The sequence below is a fragment of the Hansschlegelia sp. genome, from assembly GCF_035538955.1.
Classification (GTDB): domain Bacteria; phylum Pseudomonadota; class Alphaproteobacteria; order Rhizobiales; family Methylopilaceae; genus Methylopila.
Map to the genome: position 1 here is coordinate 15,579 of NZ_DATLJK010000010.1, position 25,750 is coordinate 41,328.

At 69.5% G+C, this 25,750-nt stretch carries 27 protein-coding genes and 1 riboswitch; of the genes, 13 read left to right on the forward strand and 14 right to left on the reverse strand.

Annotation, left to right across the window (positions count from 1 at the left end):
• Positions 1-11 precede the first annotated feature (11 nt).
• From VM780_RS06400 to VM780_RS06425, 6 genes are read right to left on the reverse strand one after another with little or no spacing between them, the layout of a single operon-like run.
• Positions 12-1,238 (reverse strand): ABC transporter substrate-binding protein, encoded by a 1,227-nt coding sequence (locus VM780_RS06400; protein WP_325446287.1) that lies wholly within the window; start codon positions 1,236-1,238, stop codon positions 12-14.
• 29 nt (positions 1,239-1,267) lie between these two features.
• The gene (locus VM780_RS06405) at positions 1,268-1,813 is read right to left on the reverse strand and encodes a carboxymuconolactone decarboxylase family protein (protein ID WP_325446289.1); all 546 of its coding nucleotides are present in this window, start codon (positions 1,811-1,813) and stop codon (positions 1,268-1,270) included.
• Positions 1,813-2,727 carry a branched-chain amino acid ABC transporter permease gene (locus tag VM780_RS06410; protein WP_325446291.1) on the reverse strand — a complete coding sequence of 305 codons (915 nt, stop codon included), beginning with the start codon at positions 2,725-2,727 and terminating at the stop codon, positions 1,813-1,815. Before VM780_RS06410 ends, VM780_RS06405 begins: the two co-directional genes overlap by 1 nt.
• Positions 2,724-3,587 carry a branched-chain amino acid ABC transporter permease gene (locus tag VM780_RS06415; protein ID WP_325446293.1) on the reverse strand — a complete coding sequence of 288 codons (864 nt, stop codon included), beginning with the start codon at positions 3,585-3,587 and terminating at the stop codon, positions 2,724-2,726. Before VM780_RS06415 ends, VM780_RS06410 begins: the two co-directional genes overlap by 4 nt.
• Positions 3,587-4,306, reverse strand: coding sequence for an ABC transporter ATP-binding protein (locus VM780_RS06420; protein ID WP_325446295.1), 720 nt, complete (start codon positions 4,304-4,306; stop codon positions 3,587-3,589). Before VM780_RS06420 ends, VM780_RS06415 begins: the two co-directional genes overlap by 1 nt.
• A gap of 17 nt (positions 4,307-4,323) precedes the next feature.
• Positions 4,324-5,091, reverse strand: coding sequence for an ABC transporter ATP-binding protein (locus VM780_RS06425; protein WP_325446297.1), 768 nt, complete (start codon positions 5,089-5,091; stop codon positions 4,324-4,326).
• A gap of 194 nt (positions 5,092-5,285) precedes the next feature.
• Here VM780_RS06425 and VM780_RS06430 point away from each other — a divergent pair, with 194 nt between their 5' ends.
• The gene (locus VM780_RS06430) at positions 5,286-6,152 is read left to right on the forward strand and encodes a LysR substrate-binding domain-containing protein (protein WP_325446299.1); all 867 of its coding nucleotides are present in this window, start codon (positions 5,286-5,288) and stop codon (positions 6,150-6,152) included.
• Positions 6,153-6,159: 7 nt separating this feature from the next.
• On the opposite strand, the gene VM780_RS06435 is transcribed toward VM780_RS06430, so the two are convergent.
• Positions 6,160-7,392, reverse strand: a complete 1,233-nt coding sequence (locus VM780_RS06435; protein ID WP_325446301.1) for an RNA polymerase sigma factor — start codon at positions 7,390-7,392, stop codon at positions 6,160-6,162.
• Positions 7,389-7,760, reverse strand: coding sequence for a YciI family protein (locus VM780_RS06440; protein WP_325446303.1), 372 nt, complete (start codon positions 7,758-7,760; stop codon positions 7,389-7,391). Before VM780_RS06440 ends, VM780_RS06435 begins: the two co-directional genes overlap by 4 nt.
• 155 nt (positions 7,761-7,915) lie before the next feature.
• Here VM780_RS06440 and VM780_RS06445 point away from each other — a divergent pair, with 155 nt between their 5' ends.
• From VM780_RS06445 to pqqA, 4 genes are all read left to right on the forward strand, one after another.
• Positions 7,916-8,353, forward strand: a complete 438-nt coding sequence (locus VM780_RS06445) for a VOC family protein (RefSeq protein WP_325446305.1) — start codon at positions 7,916-7,918, stop codon at positions 8,351-8,353.
• A 13-nt stretch (positions 8,354-8,366) separates the two neighbouring features.
• Positions 8,367-9,449, forward strand: coding sequence for a sialidase family protein (locus VM780_RS06450; RefSeq protein ID WP_325446307.1), 1,083 nt, complete (start codon positions 8,367-8,369; stop codon positions 9,447-9,449).
• The gene (locus VM780_RS06455) at positions 9,442-9,750 is read left to right on the forward strand and encodes a MoaD/ThiS family protein (RefSeq protein WP_325446309.1); all 309 of its coding nucleotides are present in this window, start codon (positions 9,442-9,444) and stop codon (positions 9,748-9,750) included. The genes VM780_RS06450 and VM780_RS06455 overlap by 8 nt, the downstream gene beginning before the upstream one ends.
• A 241-nt stretch (positions 9,751-9,991) precedes the next feature.
• Positions 9,992-10,072 carry a pyrroloquinoline quinone precursor peptide PqqA gene (gene pqqA / locus VM780_RS17585; protein ID WP_128779492.1) on the forward strand — a complete coding sequence of 27 codons (81 nt, stop codon included), beginning with the start codon at positions 9,992-9,994 and terminating at the stop codon, positions 10,070-10,072.
• 78 nt (positions 10,073-10,150) lie between these two features.
• Here the strand turns inward: pqqA and metC are convergent, their stop codons facing one another.
• The 6 genes from metC to VM780_RS06485 all read right to left on the reverse strand — a co-directional run bounded on the left by metC (position 10,151) and on the right by VM780_RS06485 (position 14,687).
• Positions 10,151-11,329, reverse strand: a complete 1,179-nt coding sequence (gene metC / locus VM780_RS06460; protein WP_325446311.1) for a cystathionine beta-lyase — start codon at positions 11,327-11,329, stop codon at positions 10,151-10,153.
• 84 nt (positions 11,330-11,413) lie between these two features.
• Entirely contained in the window at positions 11,414-12,031 is a 618-nt protein-coding gene (locus VM780_RS06465) for a thiamine phosphate synthase (RefSeq protein WP_325446313.1), read from the reverse strand.
• A complete protein-coding gene (locus tag VM780_RS06470) occupies positions 12,028-12,798 on the reverse strand; it encodes a thiazole synthase (RefSeq protein ID WP_325446315.1) in 771 nt (256 codons plus the stop codon). The genes VM780_RS06465 and VM780_RS06470 overlap by 4 nt, the downstream gene beginning before the upstream one ends.
• Position 12,799: 1 nt before the next feature.
• Positions 12,800-12,997 (reverse strand): sulfur carrier protein ThiS, encoded by a 198-nt coding sequence (gene thiS / locus VM780_RS06475; RefSeq protein ID WP_325446317.1) that lies wholly within the window; start codon positions 12,995-12,997, stop codon positions 12,800-12,802.
• Complete coding sequence (gene thiO / locus VM780_RS06480; protein ID WP_325446319.1) at positions 12,966-13,967, reverse strand: glycine oxidase ThiO; 1,002 nt, start codon at positions 13,965-13,967, stop codon at positions 12,966-12,968. Before thiO ends, thiS begins: the two co-directional genes overlap by 32 nt.
• A 73-nt stretch (positions 13,968-14,040) precedes the next feature.
• A riboswitch (TPP riboswitch) is annotated at positions 14,041-14,143 on the reverse strand.
• A 43-nt stretch (positions 14,144-14,186) separates the two neighbouring features.
• On the reverse strand, positions 14,187-14,687 hold the full coding sequence (locus tag VM780_RS06485; protein WP_325446321.1) for a hypothetical protein: 501 nt from the start codon (positions 14,685-14,687) through the stop codon (positions 14,187-14,189).
• A 321-nt stretch (positions 14,688-15,008) separates the two neighbouring features.
• Here VM780_RS06485 and VM780_RS06490 point away from each other — a divergent pair, with 321 nt between their 5' ends.
• From VM780_RS06490 to VM780_RS06525, 8 genes are all read left to right on the forward strand, one after another.
• Positions 15,009-16,772, forward strand: a complete 1,764-nt coding sequence (locus VM780_RS06490; protein ID WP_325446323.1) for an acetolactate synthase 3 large subunit — start codon at positions 15,009-15,011, stop codon at positions 16,770-16,772.
• Positions 16,773-16,913: 141 nt separating this feature from the next.
• Positions 16,914-17,465: an acetolactate synthase small subunit gene (gene ilvN / locus VM780_RS06495; RefSeq protein ID WP_325446325.1), complete on the forward strand. Its 552-nt coding sequence runs from the start codon at positions 16,914-16,916 to the stop codon at positions 17,463-17,465.
• A 350-nt stretch (positions 17,466-17,815) separates the two neighbouring features.
• Positions 17,816-18,835 carry a ketol-acid reductoisomerase gene (gene ilvC, locus VM780_RS06500; protein WP_325446327.1) on the forward strand — a complete coding sequence of 340 codons (1,020 nt, stop codon included), beginning with the start codon at positions 17,816-17,818 and terminating at the stop codon, positions 18,833-18,835.
• A 167-nt stretch (positions 18,836-19,002) separates the two neighbouring features.
• A complete protein-coding gene (locus VM780_RS06505; RefSeq protein WP_325446329.1) occupies positions 19,003-20,946 on the forward strand; it encodes a putative bifunctional diguanylate cyclase/phosphodiesterase in 1,944 nt (647 codons plus the stop codon).
• Between the two features lie 72 nt (positions 20,947-21,018).
• On the forward strand, positions 21,019-21,867 hold the full coding sequence (pdxY, locus tag VM780_RS06510) for a pyridoxal kinase PdxY (protein ID WP_325446331.1): 849 nt from the start codon (positions 21,019-21,021) through the stop codon (positions 21,865-21,867).
• A gap of 70 nt (positions 21,868-21,937) precedes the next feature.
• On the forward strand, positions 21,938-23,149 hold the full coding sequence (locus VM780_RS06515; protein ID WP_325446333.1) for a glycosyltransferase family 87 protein: 1,212 nt from the start codon (positions 21,938-21,940) through the stop codon (positions 23,147-23,149).
• Entirely contained in the window at positions 23,146-23,850 is a 705-nt protein-coding gene (locus tag VM780_RS06520) for an NUDIX hydrolase (RefSeq protein ID WP_325446335.1), read from the forward strand. The genes VM780_RS06515 and VM780_RS06520 overlap by 4 nt, the downstream gene beginning before the upstream one ends.
• Positions 23,851-24,148: 298 nt before the next feature.
• Positions 24,149-25,699 carry a 2-isopropylmalate synthase gene (locus tag VM780_RS06525; RefSeq protein WP_325446337.1) on the forward strand — a complete coding sequence of 517 codons (1,551 nt, stop codon included), beginning with the start codon at positions 24,149-24,151 and terminating at the stop codon, positions 25,697-25,699.
• The last annotated feature ends 51 nt before the right edge of the window (positions 25,700-25,750 follow it).

Here is a 25,750-nt window from a genome sequence, read left to right on the forward strand (position 1 = left end):
ACGCTGGAGCGTCAGCTCACCACGCCGAACGGCGTGTTCTTGCCGTCCTTGATGAGCTGGACGTAGAAAGACCTGTTCAGTGAATCCCCCTTCTCGTCGAAGTCGCAGGTGCAGCCGGCGCCATTGAAATTGATCTTCTTTCCGTCGCGGATCATCTTCAGGGCTTCGACCACGTCGTCGACAAATTCTCCGGGAGGGTTGCAGACCTCGCGGACCGACTTGGTCCACACCGCCGCCTCCTGGGTCTTGGCGTGCTCCATCGCGAGCGCGGTGATGCAGACCTGGTCCCAGGCGTTGCCGGCGAACAGGAACACGGTGCCCTCGGGCGCGCCCATCTCCTTGACGAACCTGGCGTAGGACGGGCTGTCGATCGGCGGGGCGGGCTGCAGGTGGTAGATGCCTTCGGCGACGTCGGGCCCGACGGCCTTGAGGAACTTGCCCTCGGCGTCCGCTCCGGTGCCGAGCGAGACCACCTTCGAGGTGAAGCCGCCGCGATAGATCTCCTTTGCGATCGACACCATGTCGGTCAGCAGCGGCAGCACGAACACCGCGTCCGGCTCCGGTCCGAACGCCTTCTCGACCTCGGCGCGGTAGGAGGCCTGGTCGGGGTTGTACATGACGACCTCGACGACCTCGCCGCCGATCTTGGCCATCTCGGCTTTGAAGGGCTCCACCATGGCGACGATGAACGGGTTCTGCTGCGCCAGCACCGTGACCTTCTTGGCGCCGATCTTCTGCATCACCTTGGCGCCCGCCGGGCCCCACTGGCTGCTCTTGGCCTGCAGCCGGTAGATCAGCCCCTTGGTGTCGCCCTCGGTTACGGCGTTCGCCGCGCAGGACAGCATCTGCACCTTGTCGGCGGCGAGGATGATGGGTTTCGCGGCGAGCGCCTCCGGGCTGCCCCAGAAGCCGCCGACCAGCTCGACCTTGTTGACCTCGAGCAGTTTCTTGCTGGCGGTGACGGCGGTCGTGGCGCTGGTCTCGGAATCTTCGATGAACAGCTTGAGCTTGCGGCCGCCCAGGATGCCGCCGGAGTCGTTCACCTTGGAGACGACGAGGTCGGCCGCCTGCTTCATCGCCGGGCCGTAGGCGCCGGTCGCGCCCGAGAACGGCAGCACCATGCCGATCGGCACGTCGGCGGCCTGCGCGATGGCGGGCGTCCGCAGCGCGGCGGCGAGCGGCAGCGCGCCAAGGCCTGCGACGACGGAGCGGCGGGTCATGGACAGGGCATCGGTCATGCGGGCGTCCTTTCTCATGGCTCGGGTGGTCAGGGCTCGAGCAGCGGGGCCGAGCGCCCGTCGTCGATCTGAAGGGCGTCGTTGAAGCGGTTGAAGAAGCCCGCGAGCGCGATGCGCAGGGTGAGCTCGACGATCTGGCGTTCCGAGAAGGCGGCGCGCAGGCGCTCGAACACGCCGTCGCGAATGCGGCCGGGCGTCTCGGTGACAAGCCGGGCGTATTCGATCACCAGGCGGTCGGTCGCGTCGAAGGCCGGATGATCGAAGCCCGGCAGCGCGGCGATCGCCTCCTCCGGCACGCCCTCGACGCCGAGCAGCGGCTGATGATGCGCCACGCAGTAGGCGCAGAGATTGATCTTCGAGACAGTGACGACAGCGAGCTCGATGTAGCGCAGCCGGACGGCGGCCTCGGCGCGCAGCCGCAGCAGCATCCCGTAAAGCCCGTCGAGCGCGGCCGGGACGTGCGCCAGCGCGGCCGCCTGGTCGCGGAAGTCGGCGTAGCCGCTCGCGAAGGTCTCGTAGAGCGCGGCCTGCTCGGGCGGCAGAGCGGAGGAGGGCAAGGGCGTGACGCGGGGCATCAGTCGCGGCCTCCGGGCAGCACGTCGGCGGCTCGGCGGCGCGGCTCTGCCACCAGCCCCTGCGGCCGCAGGATGAGCAGCAGCACGATCCCGACGCCGATCAGCCCAAGGCGCAGCGCCGAGAGCTGCACGCCGTCGATCACCGAGACGAAATCCTTGAGGAAGCGCGTGCCTTCGAGCAGCGCCATGATCGAACCGGCGCCCAGCACCAGGCCGACATTCGAGCCGCGGCCGCCCGCGATCACGGCCATGAAAGCGTAGGCAGTGACGATCGGGGTGAACTGGCTGGGGTCGATGTAGCGGAGATAGAAGGCGTGCAGCGCGCCCGCGACGCCCATCACCGCGCCCCCGACCGCGAACGCCCGCACCCTGAGGGCGAACACCGGCTTGCCGAGCGCCGCCGTGACCGTCGCATCGTCCCGGATGGCGCGCAGCGCGCGTCCGAAGGGCGAGCGCGTCAGCCCTTCAAGCGTCAGGAAGACGAGGGCGAGAAGGGCGCCGGAGAAGACGATGAACACGAGGTCGCCGCCGAGCCCTTCGCCGAACGCTGCGAACGGGCGAGAGATGTCCGCGATGCCGAGGGCGCCGTGGGTCAGCCACTCCTCGTTGAGGATGACGAGCCGCACGATCTCGCCGAAGCCGATCGTCACGATCGCGAGGTAATTCTCCTCGAGCCGGATCGACAGCAGCGCGAGCCCCGTGCTGAGCGCGGCCGAGATTGCGGCGGCCGCGGCCATCGCGGGCAGCCAGCCGAGCTCGGGCGTGAGCAGCGCGGTCACGTAGGCGCCGATCGCCACGAAGCCGACGACGCCGAAATTGACCAGCCCCGCCAGACCCCACTGGAAGTTCAGCGCAAGCCCTATCAGCGCGGCTTCGCAGACCAGGATCGCGATGGTGACCAGATAAGCCGTCATTTGCGCGCCGCCTTCGCTCCAAAAAGTCCATTGGCGCGGAACAGCAGCAGCGCGAGGATCACCGTGAAGCTCACGACCTGCCGGTAATTGGTCGGGATCACGAGAGCCGACATCTCCTCCGCCACGCCGATCACCAGCGCGCCCGCGATGGCGCCGAGCGGCGAGCCGAGGCCGCCGAGGATCGCGGCCGCGAAGATCGGGATCTGGTAGTTCCAGCCGACCAGCGGGTCGATCGAGCGGTCGAGCCCGGCCAGCACGCCCGCAAGCCCGAGCAGCGCGCCCGACAGCGCCCAGGTCAGCCGCGCGATCACCCGCCGGTCGACGCCGCGCACCGCGGCGAGCGAGGCGTTGTCGGCGACCGCCCGCATGGCGCGGCCGAGCGGCGAGAAGCGCAGCAGCAGGTCGACTGCGGCGAGGCAGACGACGACCGTGATGGCCGTCGTGATCTGCTCCTGGTTGATGCGCAGGCCGTTCCAGCGGATCGGGCGCGAGACCGCGACGTCGAACCCGCGGCTCGCATTGCCGAAGCAGAAGCGGCAGATGTTTTCGATGACGAGCGAGACGCCCATCGAGGCGACCATCAGGGTGATGGAGCCGCGCTCGCGCAGCCGTTCGAAGGCCAGATGGTCCGCGAGCACGCCCACAAGCGCTGCGGTCGCGGCGGCGATGGTCGCGGCGGCGACCAGCGGAAGCCCAAGCTGAACGTTTGCGACCCAGGCCGCATAGGCGCCGAGCGTCAGCATCGCGCCGACCGCGAAGTTGGCGAATTTGAGCACGCCGAAGATCAGCGTGAGCGCCAGCGCCGGCAAAGCAAGCAGGAGCCCGGTGACGAGGCCGTTGAGGAACAGCTGCGCGACCATCAGGCGACCTTCGCGAAGAACAGGTCGCCGAGATCGGCGGGGCTGACGTCTTTCGCCGGCGCGCGCAGGCTGACCTGTCCGGCGACCAGCACCACGACCTCGTCGGCGATCTTCAGCGCGGCGGCGACGTTCTGCTCGACCAGCAGCACGGTGACGCCGGTCTGCCGGACGCGGACGATCGCCTCCATGGTCTCGCCGACGAATTTCGGCGACAGCCCGGCCGAGGGTTCATCGAGCAGCAGCACTTCGGGCGCGGCGAGGAGAGCGCTCGCGAAGGCCAGCATCTGCCGCTGGCCGCCGGAAAGATCGCCGGCGCGCGTCCTGAGGCGGGCGCCGAGCTCGGGAAAGAGCTCCAGAACGCGCGTGCGCTGCTCCGGCCCGACGCCGGCGCGGCCGCGCAGAAATTCGGTCGCGAGCTTGAGGTTCTCGCCGATGGTCAGGCTCGGGAAGACGTTGGCTTCCTGCGGCACATAGGCGAGGCCGGCGGCGACGCGCCGGGCCGGCGGCTCGGCGGTCACGTCCCGGCCGGTGACGCTCACGCTGCCGGCCCGCGCCGGAAGCAGGCCGGCGAGCGTCTTGACAAAGCTCGACTTGCCCGAGCCGTTCGGGCCGATCACGGTGACGATGGTTTCCGGCGCCTGCTCGAGATCGATGCCGCGCACGATGTCGGCGCCGCGGCCATAGCCTGCGCGCAGCTCCCTGGCCGCGAGCGCCGGCATGGCGGCTTCCGGGGCGCTCACGCGGCCACGCCCAGATAGGCTTCGACCACCCGCCGGTCCGCGATGACCTCGCGGAAGCTGCCCGAGACCAGATTTCGGCCTTCGGCCATGACGTGCACGTGGTCGCAAAGCTCGCCGATCAGATGCATGTCGTGCTCGATCAGCCCGAACGAGACCCCCTCGGCCTTGAGCTCCCGCACGAGCCGGATGAGCTCCTGCTTGACCGGCGGCGAGACGCCGGCGCCCGGCTCGTCGAGCAGGATGAGCTTCGGCTCGAGCAGCAGCGCGCGGGCGAGATCGAGCAGCTTCTTCTGCCCGCCGGACAGGCCGGCGGAGGGCTGGTCGGCGAGCCTCCAGAGGCCGATCCGCTCCAGCAGCTCGCGGGCTTTCGCGGCGTTCGCCCGCTCCTCGCGCCACCATTTCGGGCGGGCGAACAAGCCGGCCGCGACGCCTTCGCCGCTCTGGCCGCGGGGCGCGAGCAGCAGGTTCTCCAGCACCGTCAGGCTGCCGAGCTCGCGCACGATCTGGAAGGTGCGGGCGACGCCGAGCGCCGCGTAGCGATGCGCGGGAAGGCTGGTGACGTCCTGCCCGGACAGCAGCACGGAACCCGCGTCCGGCCGGACCAGCCCCGTCATGACGTTGAGCAGCGTGGTCTTGCCCGCGCCGTTCGGGCCGATCAGCCCGGTGACGGCTCCCGCCTTAAGGGCGAGACTGCAGCCGTCCAGCGCCGCAAGGCCGCCGAACCGCTTGGCGACGCCGCGCACCTCAAGCAGCGGGGCGCTCATCCGACGAGAGCCGAATTGCGAGCCACGAGCGGTTCGGCGCAGGATCTGCGCAAGAAACGATCAATGGCCGCACACAGAATGAGCATTAGACTAGTTTCTCGCCAGTAACGTTGCATTAAATAGATGCTATCTACAGCGGATGGCGCAGGCAAATTTATATTGCTTTGCACAAACCAAAGAAATAATTGGCTTACATGGCGCGCACGCTTGAGATCGTCCTGCTTCGCACCTTTGTCATGCTGGTCGAGGAGCGGAGCGTCACGCGGGTCGCGCGCAAGCTGCACCGGACGCAGCCGGCCGTGAGCCTGCAGCTGCGGCGTCTGGAGGAGGCGGCCGGACAGCCTCTCTTCGAAGCCGATTTGAGGCGGCTGCGGCTGACGCCGCATGGCGAGGCGCTGCTGCCTTATGCGCGCGCGCTGCTGCGCATGCACGACGAGGCCAAGCTCAAGCTGGCTTCGGAGGAAATCGAGGGCCGCGTCACCCTCGGCTGCCCGGATCTCTACGCCGCCTTCCTGCTTCCCGAGACGCTGGCGAGCTTCCGCCGGGCCTATCCGCGCGTCGAAGTCAGCGTCCGCTGCGCACTGTCGCGTCAGCTGGCGGCCGAGATGGACGAGGGCCTGCTCGACGTCGCGATCGCGACCCGGATGCCGGGGGTCGACCCTCGCGCCGCCGAGACCGCGCGGCTGCGCAGCGAGCCGCTGGTATGGCTCGGCGCCGAAGGCGGCGGCGCCTATCGGCGCGAACCGATCCCGCTCGCGATGCTGCCGGAAGGCAATCTCTACCGCGACGTGGCGCTCGCCGCGCTCAACGAGAACGGCGTCAGATGGCGCGTCGCCTGCGTGTCGGAAAGCATCGCGGGGCTGCAGGCGATGGCGCTCGCCGACGCGGCGGTGATCGTGCTCGCGGCTTCCGTCAGCGCCCGCGGGCTTGTCAGCCTGTCGGCCGATTCAGGATTGCCGGCGCTGCCGCCCGTCGATCTGATGCTGTGGCGTCGCCGGACCGGAAGTTCTCAGGCCGCCGAACATTTCGCGCGCCACATCGAGCGCCACGTCGGCAATTGAGGCCGGCTCACAGCCGGTCGAGATTGGCTCTTATGTGAGCGGCCTCGGCGGCGGTGCGGGCGAGCGCGATGGCGCGGCCAAAGGCTTCGCGGGCGGCGGCTTCCTCGCCGAGCTCCATGTGCAGCGCGCCCTTCACGCCAAAGAAGTTGAAATAGCCGGTGAGCCGGTCCTCGAGCGGGGCGATCAGCTCGAGCGCCGCGCGCGGCCCCTTGAGCTTCGACACGGCCACCGCCCGATTGAGCGTCACGACAGGCGAGGGCTGCATGCGCTCGAGCAGCCCGTAGAGCAGGTCGATCTCCGCCCAGTCGGTGTCTTCCGCGCGGGCCGCGCGAGCATGCGTGGCGGCGATCGCGGCCTGCGCCTGATAAGGGCCTGGCCTGCGATGGCGCACCGCCTTGCCGATCAGCGCAATTCCTTCCGAGATCAGCGCGCCGTTCCAGCGCGTCCGGTCCTGGCGGTCGAGCAGCACGATCTCGCCGGCCTCGTCGAACCGGGCCGGAGCGCGGGCGTGCTGCAGAAGCATGAGCGCGACCAGCCCCATCACCTCGGGCTCGGCCGGGAACAGCCGCAGCAGCAGGCGGCCGAGCCGGATCGCCTCCTCGCAGAGCGGCGCCCTGAGCGGGGCCTCGCCGGAGCTCGCCGAATAGCCCTCGTTGAACAGCAGGTAGATCATCAGCAGCACGGCGCCGAGCCGCTCCGAACGTTCGACCGGCCCGGGCGCCTCGAACGGCACGTCGGCCGCGGCGATCCTGGCCTTGGCGCGGGTGATGCGCTGCTCCATCGCGCTCTCGCCCACCAGGAAAGCGCGCGCGATCTCCGGCACCGTCAGCCCCGACACGATGCGCAGCGCGAGCGCGATCTGCTGCGGCGCCGGCAGGTCCGGATGGCAGCAGATGAACAGCAGCCGCAGCACGCCGTCGCGATAGTCGGCCTCGTCGAGCCGCTCCGCCATCGCGGCCTCGGCGTCCTCGCGGTCGGAGATCAGCTCCTCGTCCGGCATCGGCGCCTGCCGGCTGACGCGGCGCCTGGCGTCGAAGGCGGCGTTGCGGCCGACGAAGATCAGCCAGGCGACCGGATCGCGCGGCGGCCCGTTCTCGGGCCATGTCCTGAGCGCGCGCAGGCAGGCGTCCTGAAACGCCTCCTCGGCGGCGTCGAGGTCGCGGAAATAGCGCAGCAGCGCGCTCACCGCCTGGGGACGGGCGGCGGTCAGCGCCGCGTCGATCCAGGCCCGGTCCGTCATAGGGTTGGCGCCACCGGGTTCAGCAGCATGACCGGCCTGACCTCGAACGAGCCGGCGGAGCCGCAGGCCTCGCCGAGCTCCTTCGCGGTCTCGATCGCCTCGTCGAGCGAGGCGCAGTCGACGATGAAGAAGCCAAGCAGCTGCTCCTTGGTCTCCGCGAAGGGCCCGTCGATCACCATGGCTTCCCGGCCCTTGCGGACGGTCGTCGCGGCGGTCGTCGGCATCAGCCGCGCGACCGGGCCGAGCCGCCCCTGCGCGGCCAGCCTCGCCTGCACCGCGCCGAGATCGGCCATCACCGCGTCGTTCTTCTCCTGCGACCAGGCGCAGACCACGTCTTCCGAATCGTAACAAAGCATCGCGTAGAGCATCGCCGGCGGTTCTCCTTCGCCCCAAGGACGCGCAAAACTACTCTCCGCCGACAGCCCGCGCGAAAAATCTGAGGCCTGATGTCGGGAGCCGTCGGTTCCGGTCGTCCTTGGCGCGACGGGCCCGACGGTCGGGCGCCGGAGCGAGGAGAAGAGCGATGCTCGTGCGACCCTATCTGTCGTTCGAAGGCCGCTGCGAAGAAGCGCTGGAGTTCTACAAGAGCGCAGTCGGCGCAGAGGTCACGGCGCTGATGCGCTTCAGCGACGCGCCCCAGCCGCCGCCGCCTGGCGCAGTCGCGCCCGGCTCCGAGAACAAGGTGATGCACGCCTGCTTCCGGATCGGCGCGACCGAGGTGATGGCGACCGACGGCGGTTGCGCCGGCGCGGCGCACTTCTCCGGCGTCAGCCTCGCGCTCTCGGTCGGCAGCGAGGGCGAGGCGGAGCGCGTGTTTGCGGCGCTCGCCGAAGGCGGAGAGGTCCGCATGCCGCTCGGCCCGACCTTCTTCTCGCCAGCCTTCGGCATGCTGGCGGACCGGTTCGGCGTCGCCTGGATGGTGGTCACCGAGCCCGCGCCGCAAACCGCCGCGCAGCGCTAAAGGGGGAGGGGAGATGGCCGCGAAAGTGATGGTGCTGCTCGGCACCAAGAAGGGGGCCTTCGTCCTGGAGAGCGACGCCGCGCGCGTCGACTGGCGGCTGCGGGGGCCTTATTGCGAGACTTGGCCGATGAACCATGTGGCCGCCGATCCGGCGACCGGCGTGATCTATGGCGGCGGCGGCAATGAATGGTTCGGCCCGGCGGTCTGGAAGTCGACCGACCGTGGCGAGACCTGGAGCCATTCGAGCCAGGGCCTCGCCTATGAGGCGGGGCATGAGCCGGTCTCCACCGTGTGGAGTCTGTCGGCCGCGCATGGCCGGCTCTATGCGGGCGTGCAGCCGGCGGGCCTGTTCGTCAGCGACGACGGCGGCGAAAGCTGGCGCCATATCGAAGGGCTGCAGAAGCACCCGAGCCGCCCCGAATGGAACCCGGGCGGCGCCGGGCTGATCCTGCATTCGCTGGTGATCGACCCGCAGGACGCCAGGCGCATCTGGGTCGGCATCTCCTCGGCGGGCGTGTTCCACACCCAGGATGGCGGCGAGACCTGGGAGCCGCGCAACACCGGGGTCCGCTGCGACTACTTCCCCGAGGGTCAGCAATATCCGGAGTTCGGCCAGTGCGTGCACTGCCTGGTGATGGCGCCGGGCGGTTCGGGCCGGCTCTACCAGCAGAACCATTGCGGCATGTATCGCAGCGACGACGGCGGGCGCAGCTGGGACAGCATCGAGGCCGGCCTGCCGTCGAGCTTCGGCTTTCCGGCGGCCGTCCATCCGCGGGATCCCGAGACGCTGTTCCTGACGCCGCTCAATGGCGACGTGAAGGGGCGCTACATGCCGGACGCGAAGGCGGCCGTCTGGCGCACGCGCGACGGCGGCGCGAGCTGGAGCGATCAGCGCCGCGGCCTGCCGCAGCAGAACGCCTTCTTCAACGTGCTCAGGCAGGCGATGGCGGTCGACGCGATGGAGCCCGCGGGCGTCTATTTCGGCACGGGCTCCGGCGAGGTCTACGCCAGCGCCGACGAGGGCGGCAGCTTCACCCGCATCGCCGAGCACCTGCCGACGATCTCGTCGGTCGAGACGCTCGTCGTGGATGCGTGACGTGACGCCCGAGGCGCAGACGAGCGCCGGCCGCAGCCCGGCCGTGGTGCGGCTGACGCCGCTGCTCGTGACGCTGTTCCCCAGCGCCGAGCGGCGGCTCGAGGTGGAGGCGGGCAGCGTCGCCGAGCTGGTCGACGCGCTCGACGCCCGCTGGCCGGGCATGCGCGACCGGATCTGCGATTCCTCGCCGGCCATCCGCCGGCACATGAACGTCTTTGTCGATGGAAGGCGCGCCACCCTCGCCACGCCGCTCCGTCCGGGCGCGGACGTCTTCATCCTGACCGCGATCAGCGGCGGATGAGCGGCCCGGAAAGCGCCGGATCTTCGGCGGCGGCCGCAGCTCGGAGCTTATGAAGCTCTTATACTTCATCTGTGCTCCAGAACATGCCTCTGGAAGCGCAGGAAAGCCGGCGATGCGCGAAACATGACAAGAAATTAACTGGCGAACCGCGCCCGGGCTGCCTATCTTCTATCTCACAGGACGCAGATGGCGATCCGACGCCCCGCGGGGCGAACCAACCGCGAGATTGATGGAGGATCAAATGGCTCTGTGGACCGCTCCCATCGTCGAAGAGACCCCGGTCGGCCTCGAGGTCACCTCGTACAGCCCGGCTGAGCTCTGAGCGTCTAAGCTCAGTCTCTTCTAGCAGTCTAAGGCCCCGCCAGCGCTTCGCTGGGCGGGGCTTTTCTTTGTCTGCGCGTCAGCCGACGGCGGCGTAGCGGGCAAGCCCTGCATCGAGGTCGGCGACCAGATCCTCGACGTCCTCCAGGCCGATGTGGAGCCGGATCGTCGGCCCCTGCGGCGCCCATTTGCTGGCGGTGCGCATCGGGCGGGCGTCGAACGGGATGGCGAGGCTCTCGAAGCCGCCCCACGAATAGCCGAGGCCGAACAGCTCGAGCTCGTCCAGAAAGGCCGCGAGCCCGGCCTCCGTTCCAGGCTTCAGCTCGATCGCGAACAGACCCGACGCGCCGGTGAAGTCGCGCTTCCACAGCGCGTGGCCGGGATCGCTCTCGAGCCCGGGGTGCATCACCCGCGCGACCTCCGGGCGCGACTGCAGCCAGCGCGCCACCCTGAGCCCCGCCGCCTGGTGGTGCGCGAGCCGCACGCCGAGCGTCCGCAATCCCCGCAGCGCGAGGAACATGTCGTCCGGGCCGCAGCACAGGCCGAGCGCGCCATGCGTGGCGCGGAGGGCGGCGGCGTGCGCGGCGTTCGCCGACACCCAGCCCATCATCAGGTCGGCGTGGCCTCCGAGATATTTGGTGCCGGCCGAGACCGCGAGATCGACGCCGTGGTCATGCGCCTTGAAGAACAGCGGGGTCGCCCAGGTGTTGTCCATGATGACCGCCGCGCCGCGCGCGTGCGCCGCGCCCGCGATCGCCGGAACGTCCTGCACCTCGAAGGTCAGCGAGCCCGGGCTCTCGACGAACACGGCCTTGGTGTTGGGCCGCATCAGGTCGGAGACATGGGCGCCGACGGAGGGGTCGTAATAGCTGGTCTCGACCCCCATCCGCCGCAGCATGCCGTCGCAGAACCGGCGCGTCGGGTCGTAGACGGTGTCGACCATCAGCAGATGATCGCCGGCCTTGAGCGCCGTCATCAGGGCGAGCGCCACCGCGGTCACGCCCGACGGCGCGAGCGCCACGTATTGGCCGCCCTCGATCAGTTTCAGGGCGTCGCTCAGCGCCTCGGAGGTGGGGGTGCCGCGCCGGCCATAGGTGTAGCGGCCGCGCGCCGCCTTAAAGTCCGCCACCGTCGACCACAGCACGGTGGAGCCGTGCACCACCGGCGGGTTGACGAAGCCGAACTGCTCGTCGGAGTCACGCCCTCCCAGCACCAGCTCGGTCATTGGCCCGTATCTGCGGTCACCGGAACGGGCCATGCGTGAGCTTTCCAAATCCTGCGAATGATGCGGCGCCGCGAGGCCCCGCATTTGTGGGCAGCGGCGCGCAAAACTGCAAGCCGCTCAGGCGGGGGCGGGGCTCCGGGTCGCGGCGATCCATTCCCGCGCGCGTTCCTCGGGGTCCGGGGCGCCGAGCACGTCGTTGACGACCGCAACGACGTCCGCGCCGTTCTGGAGGCAGAGCCGGGCGCGCTCCGGCGTCAGCCCCCCGATCGCCACCAGCGGACGGTCGCCGATCAGCCGCTTCCATTCGCCAATTCGCTCAAGTCCCTGCGGCGCGAAGGGCATCTGCTTGAGGATCGTCGGCCAGATCGGCCCAAGCGCAACATGGTGAGGATCGACCGAGAGCGCGCGGTCGAGCTCAGCGTGATCATGGGTCGACACGCCGAGCCTGATCCCGGCCGCGCGGATCGCCTTGAGGTCGGCGCCGTCGAGATCCTCCTGGCCGAGGTGCAGAAAGTCCGCGCCCTCGTCGATGGCGAGCTCCCAGTAGTCGTTGACAACGAGCGTCGCGCCGGCCGCGCGGCACAGGGCGAGCGCCTCGCGGATCTCGCCGCGCAAGGCCTCCTCCGGCTTCTGCTTGATGCGGAGCTGGATCAGCCGCGCGCCGGCGCCGACCAGCCGCCGCACCCAGGCGGCGCTGTCGACGACGGGGTAGAACGGATCGAGACGGTCGGTCATGCGAGGCTCGCGCGGCCGAGCACCGGCGTCGAGGGCGCGGCCATGTCGCGCGGCTCGATCGGGCCAGCGAGATAGCCGGCGCGGCCGGCCTCGATGGCGCGCGCGAAGGCGCCCGCCATCGCGACCGGATCGGCGGCCTTGGCGACGGCGGTGTTGAGCAGCACGGCGTCGTAGCCGAGCTCCATAGCGGCGGCGGCGTGCGAGGGCTTGCCGATGCCGGCGTCGACCACGAGCGGCACGTCGGGGAAGCGCGCGCGCAGCGAGCGCAGCGCATAGACGTCGTTGAGCCCGAGCCCGGTGCCGATCGGCGCGCCCCACGGCATCAGCACGCGGCAACCCGCGTCCAGCAGGCGGTCCGCGACGCCGAGGTCGGCGGTGGTGTACGGAAACACCTCGAATCCTTCCGCGGACAGAATTTTGGCCGCCTCCACCAGGCCGAACACGTCGGGCTGCAGCGTGTCGGCGTCGCCGATCACCTCGAGCTTGATCCACGGCGTGCCGAACACCTCGCGCGCCATCTGGGCGGTGGTGACGGCCTCCTTGACCGAGTGACAGCCGGCGGTGTTGGGCAGCACCCGCACGCCAAGGTCGCGGATCAGCCCCCAGAAATCCTGGCCCTCGCGCAGCCGGCCGGACTCGCGGCGGAGCGATACGGTGACGATGTCGCAATCCGCCGCGCGCACGGCGTCGGCGAGGATCGCCGGAGAGGGATAGAGCGCAGTGCCGAGCAGCAGCCGCGAGCGCAGCGGAACGCCATAAAAATCCATGTCAGCCTCCCTGCCGGGGCGCGACGATCTCGATGCGGTCGCCCTCGGCGAGCGGCCGGGCGGCGCGGCCGGCGGCCGGCACGAAGGCGCCGTTCACGGCCGTCGCCACGATGGCGTCGCCATAATCGAGCGCGGCGAGCGCGCCCGCGAGGGTCTCGGCCTCCACCTCAAGCGGTGAGCCGTTCACGATCAGCTTCATCGTGGGTCTCCGAAAGCGCCATCACGGCCTCGGCGGCCTGCTGCGCCATCGCGGGCGACAGCAGGAAGCCGTGACGATAGAGACCGTTGATGGAGAATATGCGGCCCCGGCGCGTCACGCGGGGCAGATTGTCCGGGAAGGCGGGGCGGACGTCGGCGCGGGTCTCGACGATCTCGGCCTCGCCGAACGCCGGATGCAGCGCATAGGCGCCGTTGATCAGCTCGACCGCCGAGCGCGCCGTGACGCGGCCGCGCGCGGCGCTCTCGATCATCGTGGCGCCGACCATGAACAGCCCGTCGGCGCGCGGCACGATATAAAGCGGGATGCGCGGATGCAGCAGCCGCACCGGCCGGCTGAGCGAAATGTCCTGCGTGCGCAGCAGCAGCATCTCGCCGCGCACGCCGCGCAGGTCCGGGGTCTCGCGGCGGGCCGCGAAGCCGCGGCAGTCGAGCGCCGCGTCGCCCGGCGCGGATTCGGGATCGGCATCGACGCCGAAGCGGATTTTGACCCCGAGCTGTTCAGCGCGCGTCGCCAGCGCCGCGAGCGCGCGGCGGGGATCGAGATGCGCCTCCTCCCGGAAGAACAGCCCGCGGTCGAAACGGCCGGCGAGGTCGGGCTCCAGTCCGGCGATCGCGTCGCCGTCGATCCAGTCGAAGCGCTCGGTGCGCGCGGCGAAGCGGGTGAGTTCGGCGGCGTCGCGCCGCGGCGCGACCACCAGCGTGCCGTTGGGCGTCACGCCGTCTATATGGCGCGGCCACCAGCTGAGCGCCTGCTCCCCAAGCTCGGCCACGACCGGCTCGGCGCTCTCGCGCTCGCACCACGGCGCCAGCATGCCGCCGGCCGCCCAGGAACAGGCGCGCTCGCCGATCGCCGCGCCGCGCTCGAGGATCTCGACCTCGGCGCCGCGCCCGGCGAGTTCAATCGCGGCCGTGAGGCCCGCGACGCCGGCGCCGACGATGGTGACGCGCATGACAACACTCTCCCTCGGCTCGAGCCTCGGACGCAGCGGGGCGATGCGGCGATGGGAGCGGCGGCGGCGTGGACGCCGTCAAGAGCCCCGTTCCTTCGCCGGCATGACCCGGATCAGGTTCAAAGGGTCCGGCTCACGCCGTCTCAGCCCGTCCCCGGGCGCCCCTCGGACTGAAGAGACAGTGGGGAGCGCGCCCGCGCGTGTCAACCGAAGCGGGGCTCAGGGCGCCCAGCGGCAGGCTTCGGCGATGCGGCGGCGGATCTCCGCGAAGCCGGTCATGTCGAAGATCGTCTCGTGGCTCTGGCCCATGCCGTCCGTGACGGCGATGCGGAGCCGGCCCGGGTCGGGCAGCGAGCGGAGCAGCGCGTCCACGGGCTCGGGCGCGAACACCGCCTTGCCGTTCGACGACACGTCCCAGCGCGCGGTCGCCGGCGGCCCGGGCGTTCCTTCGGGCTGAGCCAGCACGTCGAGCGTCCGTCCGGACAGGCCCCAGCCGCCGGACGTTCCCACTAAAAACTCCGTGCGTCCGCCGAGGCAGCGGGCGACCAGATAAGACGGGTCGTTGAACGATGCGCCGGGGGCAGGCGAGAGCGCCGTGACGATCCCGCCGCCATGGCTCTCCGGCTCAAAATTGTAGGTCCAGGCGCCGGAGCGGCCGCTCTCCGCGCGCGCCGTGGCGGCGGCGAGCGAAAGCAGAAGGACGGCTGCGAAAGTCCTCATCGGGAACCCTCCGGTTGATCCTTGTTCTGTACGTCCCGAAACGCCGGTCGGACGCGCCGCGCTTTCTTCTTGTGGGCGCGCCTTGACGCCAGGGACCTCCGCGCGTAGGTTCCGCCCGCATTTCCGGCAGAGGAAGCGACGGCGTGCCGCGCAAGCTCATTCTCGTAAGACAGGCGTCATCGACGGTGCGGGCCGCATAGGGCTCGCGCTCAACGTCCGATGACGCCAAGCAAGGGCTCCCCAGCGGGCCCTTTTTTGTTGCCCGGCGTCACCTCGCGTCGGGTCGGAGCAGGGTCGAAAAAGGCGAAAGGAACCGCCACAATGACCGAGACGATGACCGGCGCGGAGATGGTGGTCCGCGCGCTCGCCGATCAGGGCGTTCAGCACATCTTCGGCTATCCGGGCGGGGCGGTGCTTCCGATCTATGACGCGCTGTTCCAGCAGAACTCGATCGAGCACATCCTGGTCCGCCACGAACAGGGCGCGACCCATATGGCCGAGGGCTACGCGCGCTCGACCGGCAAGTGCGGCGTCGTGCTGGTCACCTCGGGGCCGGGCGCGACCAACGCCGTCACCGGCCTGACCGACGCGCTGATGGACTCCATCCCGATGGTCTGCATCACCGGGCAGGTGCCGACGCATCTGATCGGCTCGGACGCGTTCCAGGAATGCGACACCGTCGGCATCACGCGGCCCTGCACCAAGCACAATTACCTCGTGAAGGACGTCAACGAGCTCGCGCAGATCCTGCACGAGGCGTTCTATGTCGCGACCAGCGGCCGGCCCGGGCCGGTCGTCGTCGACATTCCGAAGGACATCCAGTTCGCGAGCGGCGCCTATGTGGGCCGCGAGAACGTCTCGCACAAAACCTATCATCCCAAGGTCAAGGGCGACGCCGACAAGATCCGCGCGGCGGTCGAACTGCTGGCGACGGCGAAGAAGCCGATCTTCTACACCGGCGGCGGCGTCATCAATTCCGGGCCCGAGGCGACGCGCCTGCTGCGCGAGTTCGCGCGGCTGACCGGCGCGCCCGTGACCTCGACCCTGATGGGCCTCGGCGCCTTCCCGGCCTCCGACAAGCAGTGGCTCGGCATGCTCGGCATGCACGGCACCTACGAAGCCAACCACGCGATGCATGACTGCGACGTCATGCTGTGCGTCGGCGCGCGCTTCGACGACCGCATCACCGGCCGGCTCGACGCCTTCTCGCCGAACTCGAAGAAGATCCACATCGACATCGACCCGGCGCAGATCAACAAGAACGTCAAGGTGCAGGTCGGCGTGGTCGGCGACGTCGCCCATGTGCTCGAGGACATGCTGCGGATCTGGAAGGCCTCGAACGCTCGGATCGACCCGGATGGGCTGAAGTCATGGTGGGGCGAGATCGACCGCTGGCGGGCGAAGAACTGCCTCGCCTACCGGGCGTCGGCCGACACCATCAAGCCGCAGCAGGCCGTCGAGCGGCTCTATGAGCTGACCAAGGGCCCAAACACCTACATCACGACCGAAGTCGGCCAGCATCAGATGTGGGCGGCCCAGTACTACAAGTTCGAGGAGCCGAACCGCTGGATGACCTCCGGCGGCCTCGGCACCATGGGCTACGGCATGCCGGCCGCGGTCGGCGTGCAGATCGCGCACCCGGAGGCGCTCGTCATCGACATCGCCGGCGAAGCCTCGATCCAGATGTGCATCCAGGAGCTCTCGACGGCGATCCAGTACAAGCTGCCGATCAAGATCTTCATCCTGAACAACGAATACATGGGCATGGTGCGGCAGTGGCAGCAGCTGCTGCACGGCAGCCGCTACTCGAACTCGTACTCCGAGGCTTTGCCGGACTTCGTGAAGCTCGCCGAGGCCTATGGGGCGACCGGGCTGCGCTGCGAGAAGCCCGGCGACCTCGACGCCACCATCCGGGCGATGGTCGAGACGCCGGGCCCGGTCGTGGTCGACTGCGTCGTCGACAAGATGGAGAACGTCACGCCGATGATCCCGTCGGGCCGCGCGCATAACGACATGCTGCTCGGCGACGCCAGCGAGGACAGGATCGAGAACGCGATCTCCGAAGAAGGCAAGATGCTGGTCTAGGAGACGTCATCCCGGCCGAAGCGCGAGCGGAGCGCCGGGATCGCCTTCTGAAGAGCGCCTCTTTACTACACGCAGTTCCGGCTCGGCGGCCTCGCCGCCGTCCGGGATGACGCCCTACACCCGTTCCGGAACCCTTCACCCATGCGCCAGCCGACCGGCTCAGCCTATTTCATGGACGACCCGCACACGCCGGTCGCGCGGCATACGCTCGCAATCCTGGTCGACAACGAGCCGGGCGTGCTCGCCCGCGTCATCGGCCTGTTCTCGGGGCGCGGCTACAACATCGACAGCCTGACGGTCTCCGAAGTCAGCCACGAGAGCCATCTGTCGCGCATCACGGTCGTCACCACCGGACCTGCCGACGTGGTCGAGCAGATCAAGTCGCAGCTCGACCGGCTGGTGCCGGTGCATTCGGTGGTCGACCTGACGCTCACCGGCAAGGCGCTCGAGCGCGAGCTCATGTTGATCAAGGTGCGCGGCAAGGGCGACCAGCGCGCCGAGGCGCTGCGGCTCGCCGAGGCGTTCCGCGCCCGGGTGATCGACGCCACCACCGAGAGCTTCATCTTCGAGATCACCGGCAAGCCCGACAAGCTCGACCAGTTCATCGTGCTGATGGCGCCGCTCGGCCTGGTCGAAGTGTCCCGCACCGGCGTCGCCGCCATCGCCCGCGGCCCCGAGGGCATGGCGAACTAGCTTTGGCCTCTTACAGCGTCGTCAGGAAGCTCTTCGACGGCGCGAAGAGATTCTAGCCGCCTTCGAGATGAACACAGAGCTTGAAACCGAACTGGCCCGCGTTCAACGCGCCATAGCCGTCGCGCCCGTCCGTTTGGTCGGAACGCCGCGCCCGATGCGCCTGCGCAGGCATATGGCCTCTGAGGTTGGTCAAGAGACGGAAACGACCCACGCGGCTTCGCCGCGGGCCAGCGGTCGGAGTCGTTTGCAGGTCCCCTCCGCGAAGGCCGCGCTTCATTTCGCGCGTCCGGTGCGCTAGACGCCCCGCACGCACCGCTTCATCCGCACGTCAAGAACCCAAGGAACCCGCCATGCGCGTCTATTACGATCGCGACGCCGATCTGAACCTCATCAAGGGCAAGTCCGTCGCCGTGATCGGCTATGGCAGCCAGGGCCATGCGCATGCGCTCAACATGCGCGACAGCGGCGTGAAGAACGTGATCATCGGCCTGCGCGAAGGCTCCGCCACCGCCAAGAAGGCGGAGGCCGAGGGCTTCCGAGTGATGTCGCCGGCCGAGGCGGCGAAGTCCGCCGACGTGGTGATGCTGCTCACCCCCGACGAGCTGCAGGCCGACATCTACAAGGAGAGCCTGGAGCCGAACCTCAAGGAAGGCGCGGCGCTGCTGTTCGCGCATGGGCTCGCGGTGCACTTCAACCTGATCGAGCCGCGCAAGGACCTCGACGTTCTGCTGGTCGCCCCGAAGGGTCCCGGCCACACGGTCCGCGGCGAGTACCAGAAGGGCGGCGGCGTGCCCTGCCTGATCGCGATCGCGCAGGACGCGTCCGGCAACGCGCATGACATCGGCCTCTCTTACGCCTCGGCGATCGGCGGCGGCCGCGCCGGCGTCATCGAGACCAGCTTCCGCGAAGAGTGCGAGACCGACCTGTTCGGCGAGCAGGCGGTGCTGTGCGGAGGCCTGGTCGAGCTGATCCGCGCGGGCTTCGAGACGCTGGTCGAGGCGGGCTACGCGCCCGAGATGGCCTATTTCGAGTGCCTGCACGAGGTGAAGCTGATCGTCGACCTCATCTATGAGGGCGGCATCGCCAATATGAACTACTCGATCTCGAACACCGCCGAATATGGCGAGTACGTCACCGGGCCGCGCATCATCACGCCGGAGACTAAGGCCGAGATGAAGCGCGTGCTGGCCGACATTCAGGGCGGCGTCTTCACCCGCAACTGGATGCTCGAGAACAAGGTCAACCAGACCTCCTTCAAGGCGACCCGCGCCAAGGCCAACGCTCACCAGATCGAAGAGGTCGGCGCCCGGCTTCGTGACATGATGCCGTGGATCAAGGCCAAGGCGCTCGTCGACAAGTCGAAGAACTGAGCCGGACGGGCGAGGCGGAGCGCCGCCTCGCCGGCTTTGTTGCGGCCGGCTTAACCCTAAGATCGGCCGCAACTTTTCCGGCACGCGGAGGTTGTGCGGCGACAACGCTCTCTTAAGAAGGGCGTGCTCTGCTGCGCGTCGCCTCATGCGCATCCGGAACGCCCAAAATGCCTGCGCGCGGAAAGACTTCTGAAGAGCGTGCAAACAGCCCCGCGCTGCTGCGCGCCCAGATCGCCGCCTTCTCGAAGCAGGTTCCGGTCCTCTATGTGCTGCTGAGCGTCAACGCGATGGCGCTCGCCTACACCTTCTGGGGCGTCGCACCTCTGACGCTCGTCGCCGCGCCCACCCCGCTGCTCGTGCTGAGCGTGTTCCGGCTGGTGGTGTGGGCCCGCCGGCGCCATCTGACCCCCGCGCCCGCCGAAGCCGAACGTCTGCTGCGCACCACCGTCCTGCTGGGCCCCGCGATCGGGTTCGCCTTCCTGGTGTGGGCGCTGTCGCTTCACGGCTACGGAACAAGCGTCCAGCAGGCGCATGTGATCGTCTTCGTCGGCCTGACGGTCGTCAGCTGCATCTTCTGCCTGATGCATGTGCGCACCGCGGCGCTCGGCATCACCAGCACCGTCGCGATCCCCTACAGCGTGTTCCTGATCTGCTCGGGCGACCCGGTTCTGCTGGCGATCGGCGCCAACATGGCGCTGGTCGCGCTCGTGATGATCTACATCCTGTTCGTCTATTCGCGCGAGTTCGCGCAGATGATCGAGGCGCAGGTCGAGACCCAGCGGCTGAGCGACGACAACCACCGGCTGGCGAACATCGACGGGCTGACAGGGCTGCCGAACCGCCGGCAGTTCTTCGCGCGCCTCACCGAACTGCTTTCGCGCGACCAGGCCGACCATGATCGGTTCTGGGTCGGCCTGCTCGACCTCGACGGCTTCAAGCCGGTGAACGACCTCTATGGCCACCTCGTCGGCGACCAGGTGCTGGTCGAGACCGGCGCGCGCCTCCAGACGATCGCCCAGAGGGGCGCGTTCATCTGCCGGCTCGGCGGCGACGAGTTCGGCGTCATTCTCGACGGCGGCCACGACCATGACGAGGTGGAGCGGTTCGGCCAGAGCGTCTGCGACGCGCTGCTGGCGCCGTTCTCGGCGCTTGGCGTCCTGGCCAAGATTTCCGGCACGATCGGCTTTGCGGCGAGCGACCAGGCCGAGGGCCAGGCCAAGCTGCTCTACGAGCGGGCGGACTACGCGCTCTATCACGCCAAGCAGAACGAGCGCGGCCGGCCGATCATGTTCTCGCACGAGCACGAGACCGCGATCCGTCGCCTGAGCGTGCTCGAGCAGAGCCTGCGCAACGCCGATCTCGAGAGCGAGATGTCGCTCGTCTTCCAGCCGATGGTCGATGTCGCGACCGGCCGCATCACCACCTTCGAGGCGCTTGCGCGATGGGACTCGCCGGAGCTCGGCCCGGTGTCGCCTGCGGACTTCGTGCCGATCGCCGAGCGCACCGACCTGATCACGCGGCTGACCCAGATCCTGCTGCGGAAGGCGCTTGCGGAGGCCCGTCTGTGGCCGCCCCACATCCGCATCTCGTTCAACCTGTCGGCGCGCGATCTCTCGCCCGAGGCGATCCTCAAGACCATCGAGAAGGTGCGCGCCAGCGGGCTCGACGCCAGCCGGATCGTGTTCGAAATCACCGAGACCGCGGCGATGCGGGACATCGCGCTCGCGGAGATCTCGCTCGGCGCGCTGCGGGCGCTCGGCGCGCGCGTGGCGCTCGACGATTTCGGCGCCGGCTATTCCAGCCTCAGCTATGTCCGCCGCCTGCCGCTCGACAGGATCAAGGTCGACCGGGGCTTCATCGTCGACATCGAGCACGACGGCATCGCGCGCGACATCCTCAAGACGATCATCGATCTGTCCCGCAACCTGAAGATCGACTGCGTGGTTGAGGGCGTCGAGACCGAGGGCCAGAAGCGCACGATTGGCCTGCTCGGCTGCACCACGATGCAGGGGTACCTGTTCAGCAAGCCGATGGCCGCGAGCGAGATCCCAGGTTTCCTGGCCGCCATCGAGGCCGACCGGCGCGCCCGGCTGTCCGTCGTTTCCGGCTGACGCGCCGGCGCCGTCTCGACGCGGCGCCGGGCAGGATCGTACAAGGGCGCCGATCCGCGCATGGGAGCGGCGATGAACATCCTGTCGATCCAGAGCCACGTCGCCTACGGCCATGTCGGCAACGCCTCCGCCGTGTTCCCGATGCAGCGGCTCGGCCATGAGGTCTGGCCGATCAACACGGTGCAGTTCTCCAACCACACCGGCTATGGGGCGTGGCGCGGGCCTGTATTTTCGGCCGAGACGATCCGCGAGGTACTGACCGGCGTCGAGGAGCGCGGCGTGCTGCCCGGGTGCGACGGAGTCCTGTCCGGCTATATGGGCGATCCGGCGACAGGCGCGGCGATCCTCGAGGCGGCGGCGCGCGTCAAGGCCGCGAACTCTCGGGCGCTCTACTGTTGCGACCCGGTGATCGGAGACGTCGGGCGGGGCGTGTTCGTGCGCGCCGGAATCCCGGAATTCATGCGCGACCGCGCGATCCCGACTGCCGACGTCGCGACCCCAAACCAGTTCGAGCTCGAATTTCTCACCGGCGTCCGGATCGACAGCCTCGACTCGGCCAAGGCCGCGGCGGAGGCGCTGCGCCGCGCTGGGCCCGAAACCGTGCTGGTCACCAGCCTGCAGACGCCCGAAACGCCCGAGGACGCGATCGAATTGCTGGCGGTCGACGGGCAGGGCGCCTTCCGCCTGCGAACGCCGCTGCTGCCGGTTTCGGTCAATGGCGCGGGCGACGCCGTCGCGGCGCTGTTCTTCGTGCACCTGCTCACGACCGGCTCGGCCGCCGAGGCGCTCGCAATGGCGGGCTCGTCGATCTACGGCGTGCTGAAGGCGACCGCTGAGGCGGGGTCGCGCGAACTGCTCACGGTCGCCGCGCAGGACGAGTTCGTGCGCCCGAGCAGGATGTTCGATCCCGAGGCGATCTGAGGGCCTCGAAGCCAAAGCTTAACGATGGCGAGCCCAGTATAGGTCTCCGCTTCCGCCTTCGGATCCCGCCATGTCGACCGACAGTCCCGCGACGGCGCAGTTCCGGCGGTCGCCCGTCGTTCTGCCCCTGGCGCTCAGCGCGCTGACCTGCGCCGCGGGCTTCATCCTGATGGGGCGCTATACGCTCGCGCCCGCGACGCTTCCGCTCGACGCCGCCGGCTATGCGCTCGGGCGCGATTTCGTGAATGTCTGGAATGGCGCGCGCCTCGCGCTGGCGGGCGAGCCCACGATCCTGTTCGACCGAGGCGCCTATCAGGCGAGCCTGGCGGCCGTTTTCGGGCCCCGCTTTCCGGACCACAACTGGTCCTACCCGCCGCACGCCCTGCTGCTGTTCTGGGGGTTCGGCGCGCTGCCTTACCTGACTGCGCTCGCGCTCTGGGCGACGCTCACCGGCGCGGCCTTCCTGGCCGCCGTCGCGGCGCTGGCGCCGGTTGGCCGCCGCCGGCTCTGCTGCGTTCTGGCTGCGATCTCGCCGGCGAGCGTGGTGGACGTCGCGTTCGGCCAGAACGGTCATCTGACGGGCGCGCTGACGCTCGGGGCCTTCGCCACGCTCGACCGGCGGCCGCGGCTCGCGGGCGTGCTGATCGGGCTTTTGACCGTCAAGCCGCATCTTGGGCTGCTGCTGCCCTTCGCGCTCGTCGCGATCGGGGCCTGGCGGACGATCGGCTGGGCGGCGCTCACGACGCTCGCCTTGGTCGCGCTCAGCATCGTCGTCTTCGGGCTGGAGCCCTGGCGGCTCTATTTTGGGGTCACCACCGGCGTGCAAAGCGAGATCCTGACGCAGGGCGTGGGCGGCTTCGTCACGATGATGCCGACGGTCTACCAGGCCGCCAAAGCGCTGCTGGGCTCGGGCGCCGCGTGGCCGGCGCAGGCGCTGGCCACGGCGATGGTCCTCCCGCTCGTGGTTTTCGCCTTCCGGCGCACGGCCGATCCGGCGGCGCGCGCGCTGATGCTCACCGCAGGGACGCTGCTCGCGCTGCCTTACGCGTTCAACTACGACATGACCGCGTTGTCGGGCGCGATCGCCGTCTGGGCGGCGACAGGGAGGCAGGGCGGCGGCTGGCTGCTGCTTGCCTGGGTCGCGCCGATCGTGATCATGCCGGTGGCGGTGGCCGGGGCGCCGCTCGGGCCGGTCGCGCTCATCGCCGCGCTGGCGGTCGCGCTCCGCGCGCCGGTCCCCGCCATAGCCGCGCCGCGAGCCCGGGAGGCGTTCTTCGCATGAGTGTTGAAGTCATCGACGTATCCGCCTTCGACGGCAGCATTCTTCCGGGCGAACTCGCCATCGGAGAAGGCGAGCGCGCGGAGGCGCAGCGCTACTGGGCGAACCGGCTCGCCGAGAACCCGCGCCTGTTCGACGGCCGCGTTCTGCTTGCCGAGACCGTCGATCTTTCCTCGGGTCGACTCGAAGCCCGCTTCCGCGAGGCGCCGTATTCCACCTTCCTGTGGCTGCGCGCCGGCGGCGCGCCCGGACGCGAGCTCGGCAACGTGTTCTCCGCCGCGGCGGTCGTCACCTCCGACGGCGCGGTGCTGCTCGGCCGCATGGCGCCCCACACCGCGACCGCCGGCCAGATGTACTTCCCGGCCGGCACGCCCGATCTTGAAGACGTCGTCGGCGACACCGTCGATCTCGAGGGCTCGCTCGCCCGCGAGCTGATGGAGGAGACGGGACTCGGCGCGCCGCTGGTTCGGCCGACCGAGAAGCGCTTCGTGGTGGCGCACGGTTTCCTCTACGCCTGCATCCGGCGCTTCGACACGGATCTCGACGCCGAGGCGCTCGCCCGCACCGTCGAGGCGAACCTCGCCGCCGAGGCGGAGCCGGAGCTCGATCGCGCGGTCCTGGTCCGCTCGGCCGAAGAGCTCACGGCGATGTCGCCGGTCTATGTCCACGCCGCCATCGCGCATCTTCTGAAGGCTGCGCGATAAAGCGCGTTGATCGCGCGCTCGCCCGGGCGTAAATGTGGGAGCGCGCGCGGCGTCTTCCTGCGCGCGTTTTTGCGGGAACCTCATGCGCGCGAGCGGCGACATCTTCGCGGACCGGACGGCGGCCATTCCGGCCGGCGCGGACGCGCGCGCGCTCGGCCTTCGTCTTCTGCTGCTTAGCCGCCCCTGAGGGCCGGCCGGGCTTTCGCCTGGGCGCTCAGGGGCCCGACGTCACGCAGAGACGAACACCCGCACGCCCGCGGCTCCGGACCCGGGCGCGGCCGACCGAAGGACTGACGATATGACCGCTTCCACCGACCGCGTCGTGATCTTCGACACGACGCTGCGCGACGGCGAGCAATGCCCCGGCGCGACCATGACGTTCGAGGAGAAGCTCGAAGTCGCGAGCCTGCTCGACAAGATGGGCGTCGACATCATCGAGGCCGGCTTCCCGATCGCCTCCAACGGGGACTTTGAGGCGGTCGCCGAGATCGCGCGCCGCGCCGAGAACGCGGTCGTGGCGGGGCTGGCCCGCGCCATTCCGGGCGACATCGCCCGCTGCGGCGAGGCCGTGCGTCACGCGCGTCGCCCGCGCATCCACACCTTCGTATCGACCTCGCCGATCCATCTCGCGCACCAGATGCGCAAGACCGAGGACGAGGTGCTCGAGATCATCGCCGCCACCGTCGCGCAGGCGCGCAACCTGGTCGACGATGTCGAGTGGTCGGCGATGGACGCCACCCGCACGAGCCACGAATACCTCGCCCGCGCGGTCGAGGCCGCGATCAAGGCGGGCGCGACCACCATCAACCTGCCGGACACCGTAGGCTACGCCACGCCGGACGAGTACCGCGCGATGTTCGTCGCCATGCGCGAGCGCGTGCCGGGCGCGGACAAGGTGACGTTCTCGACCCACTGCCATGACGATCTCGGCCTCGCTGTCGCGAATTCGCTCGCCGGCCTCGCCGGCGGCGCGCGGCAGATCGAATGCACCATCAACGGCATCGGCGAGCGCGCCGGCAACGCGGCGCTCGAAGAGATCGTGATGGCGATCAAGACGCGCGGCGACGTGCTGCCCTATCAGACCGGCGTGGAGTCCACGCTGCTGACCCGGATCTCGCGCCTGGTCTCGGCCGCGACCTCGTTCCCGGTGCAGTACAACAAGGCGATCATCGGCAAGAACGCCTTCGCGCATGAAAGCGGCATCCATCAGGACGGGATGCTGAAGCACAACGAGACCTACGAGATCATGACGCCGGCCTCGGTCGGCGTGACCAAGACCTCGCTGGTCATGGGCAAGCATTCCGGCCGGGCCGCCTTCAAGGACAAGCTGAAGGCGCTCGGTTACGAGCTCGGCGAGAACCAGCTGCAGGACGCCTTCGTGCGCTTCAAGGAGCTCGCCGACCGCAAGAAGCACGTCTATGACGAGGACATCGAGGCGCTGGTCGACAACCAGATCGCCTCGAGCCACGACCGCATCAAGGTGCTGTCGCTGACCGTCATCGCCGGCACGATGGGCCCGCAATCCGCGACGCTGACGCTCGACATCGACGGCGTCCACACCACCGTGCAGGCGGTCGGCAACGGCCCGGTCGACGCGATCTTCAACGCGATCCGCCGCGTCGTGCCGCACGAGGCGACGCTGTCGCTCTACCAGGTGCACGCCGTCACCGAGGGCACCGACGCGCAGGCCGAGGTCTCGGTGCGGCTCGAGGAGGGCGACAAATCGGTGACCGCCCGCGGCGCCGATCCCGACACGCTCGTCGCCTCGGCGCGCGCCTATGTGGCGGCGCTCAACAAGCTCTCGGTCAAGCGCGGGCAGATCAACGCGCAGGCGGCGATCCGCGCCTGAGCCCGGCGGCCGGCCTCGCGCCGGCCGCAAGCATGCGGCGTCGCCTATCCG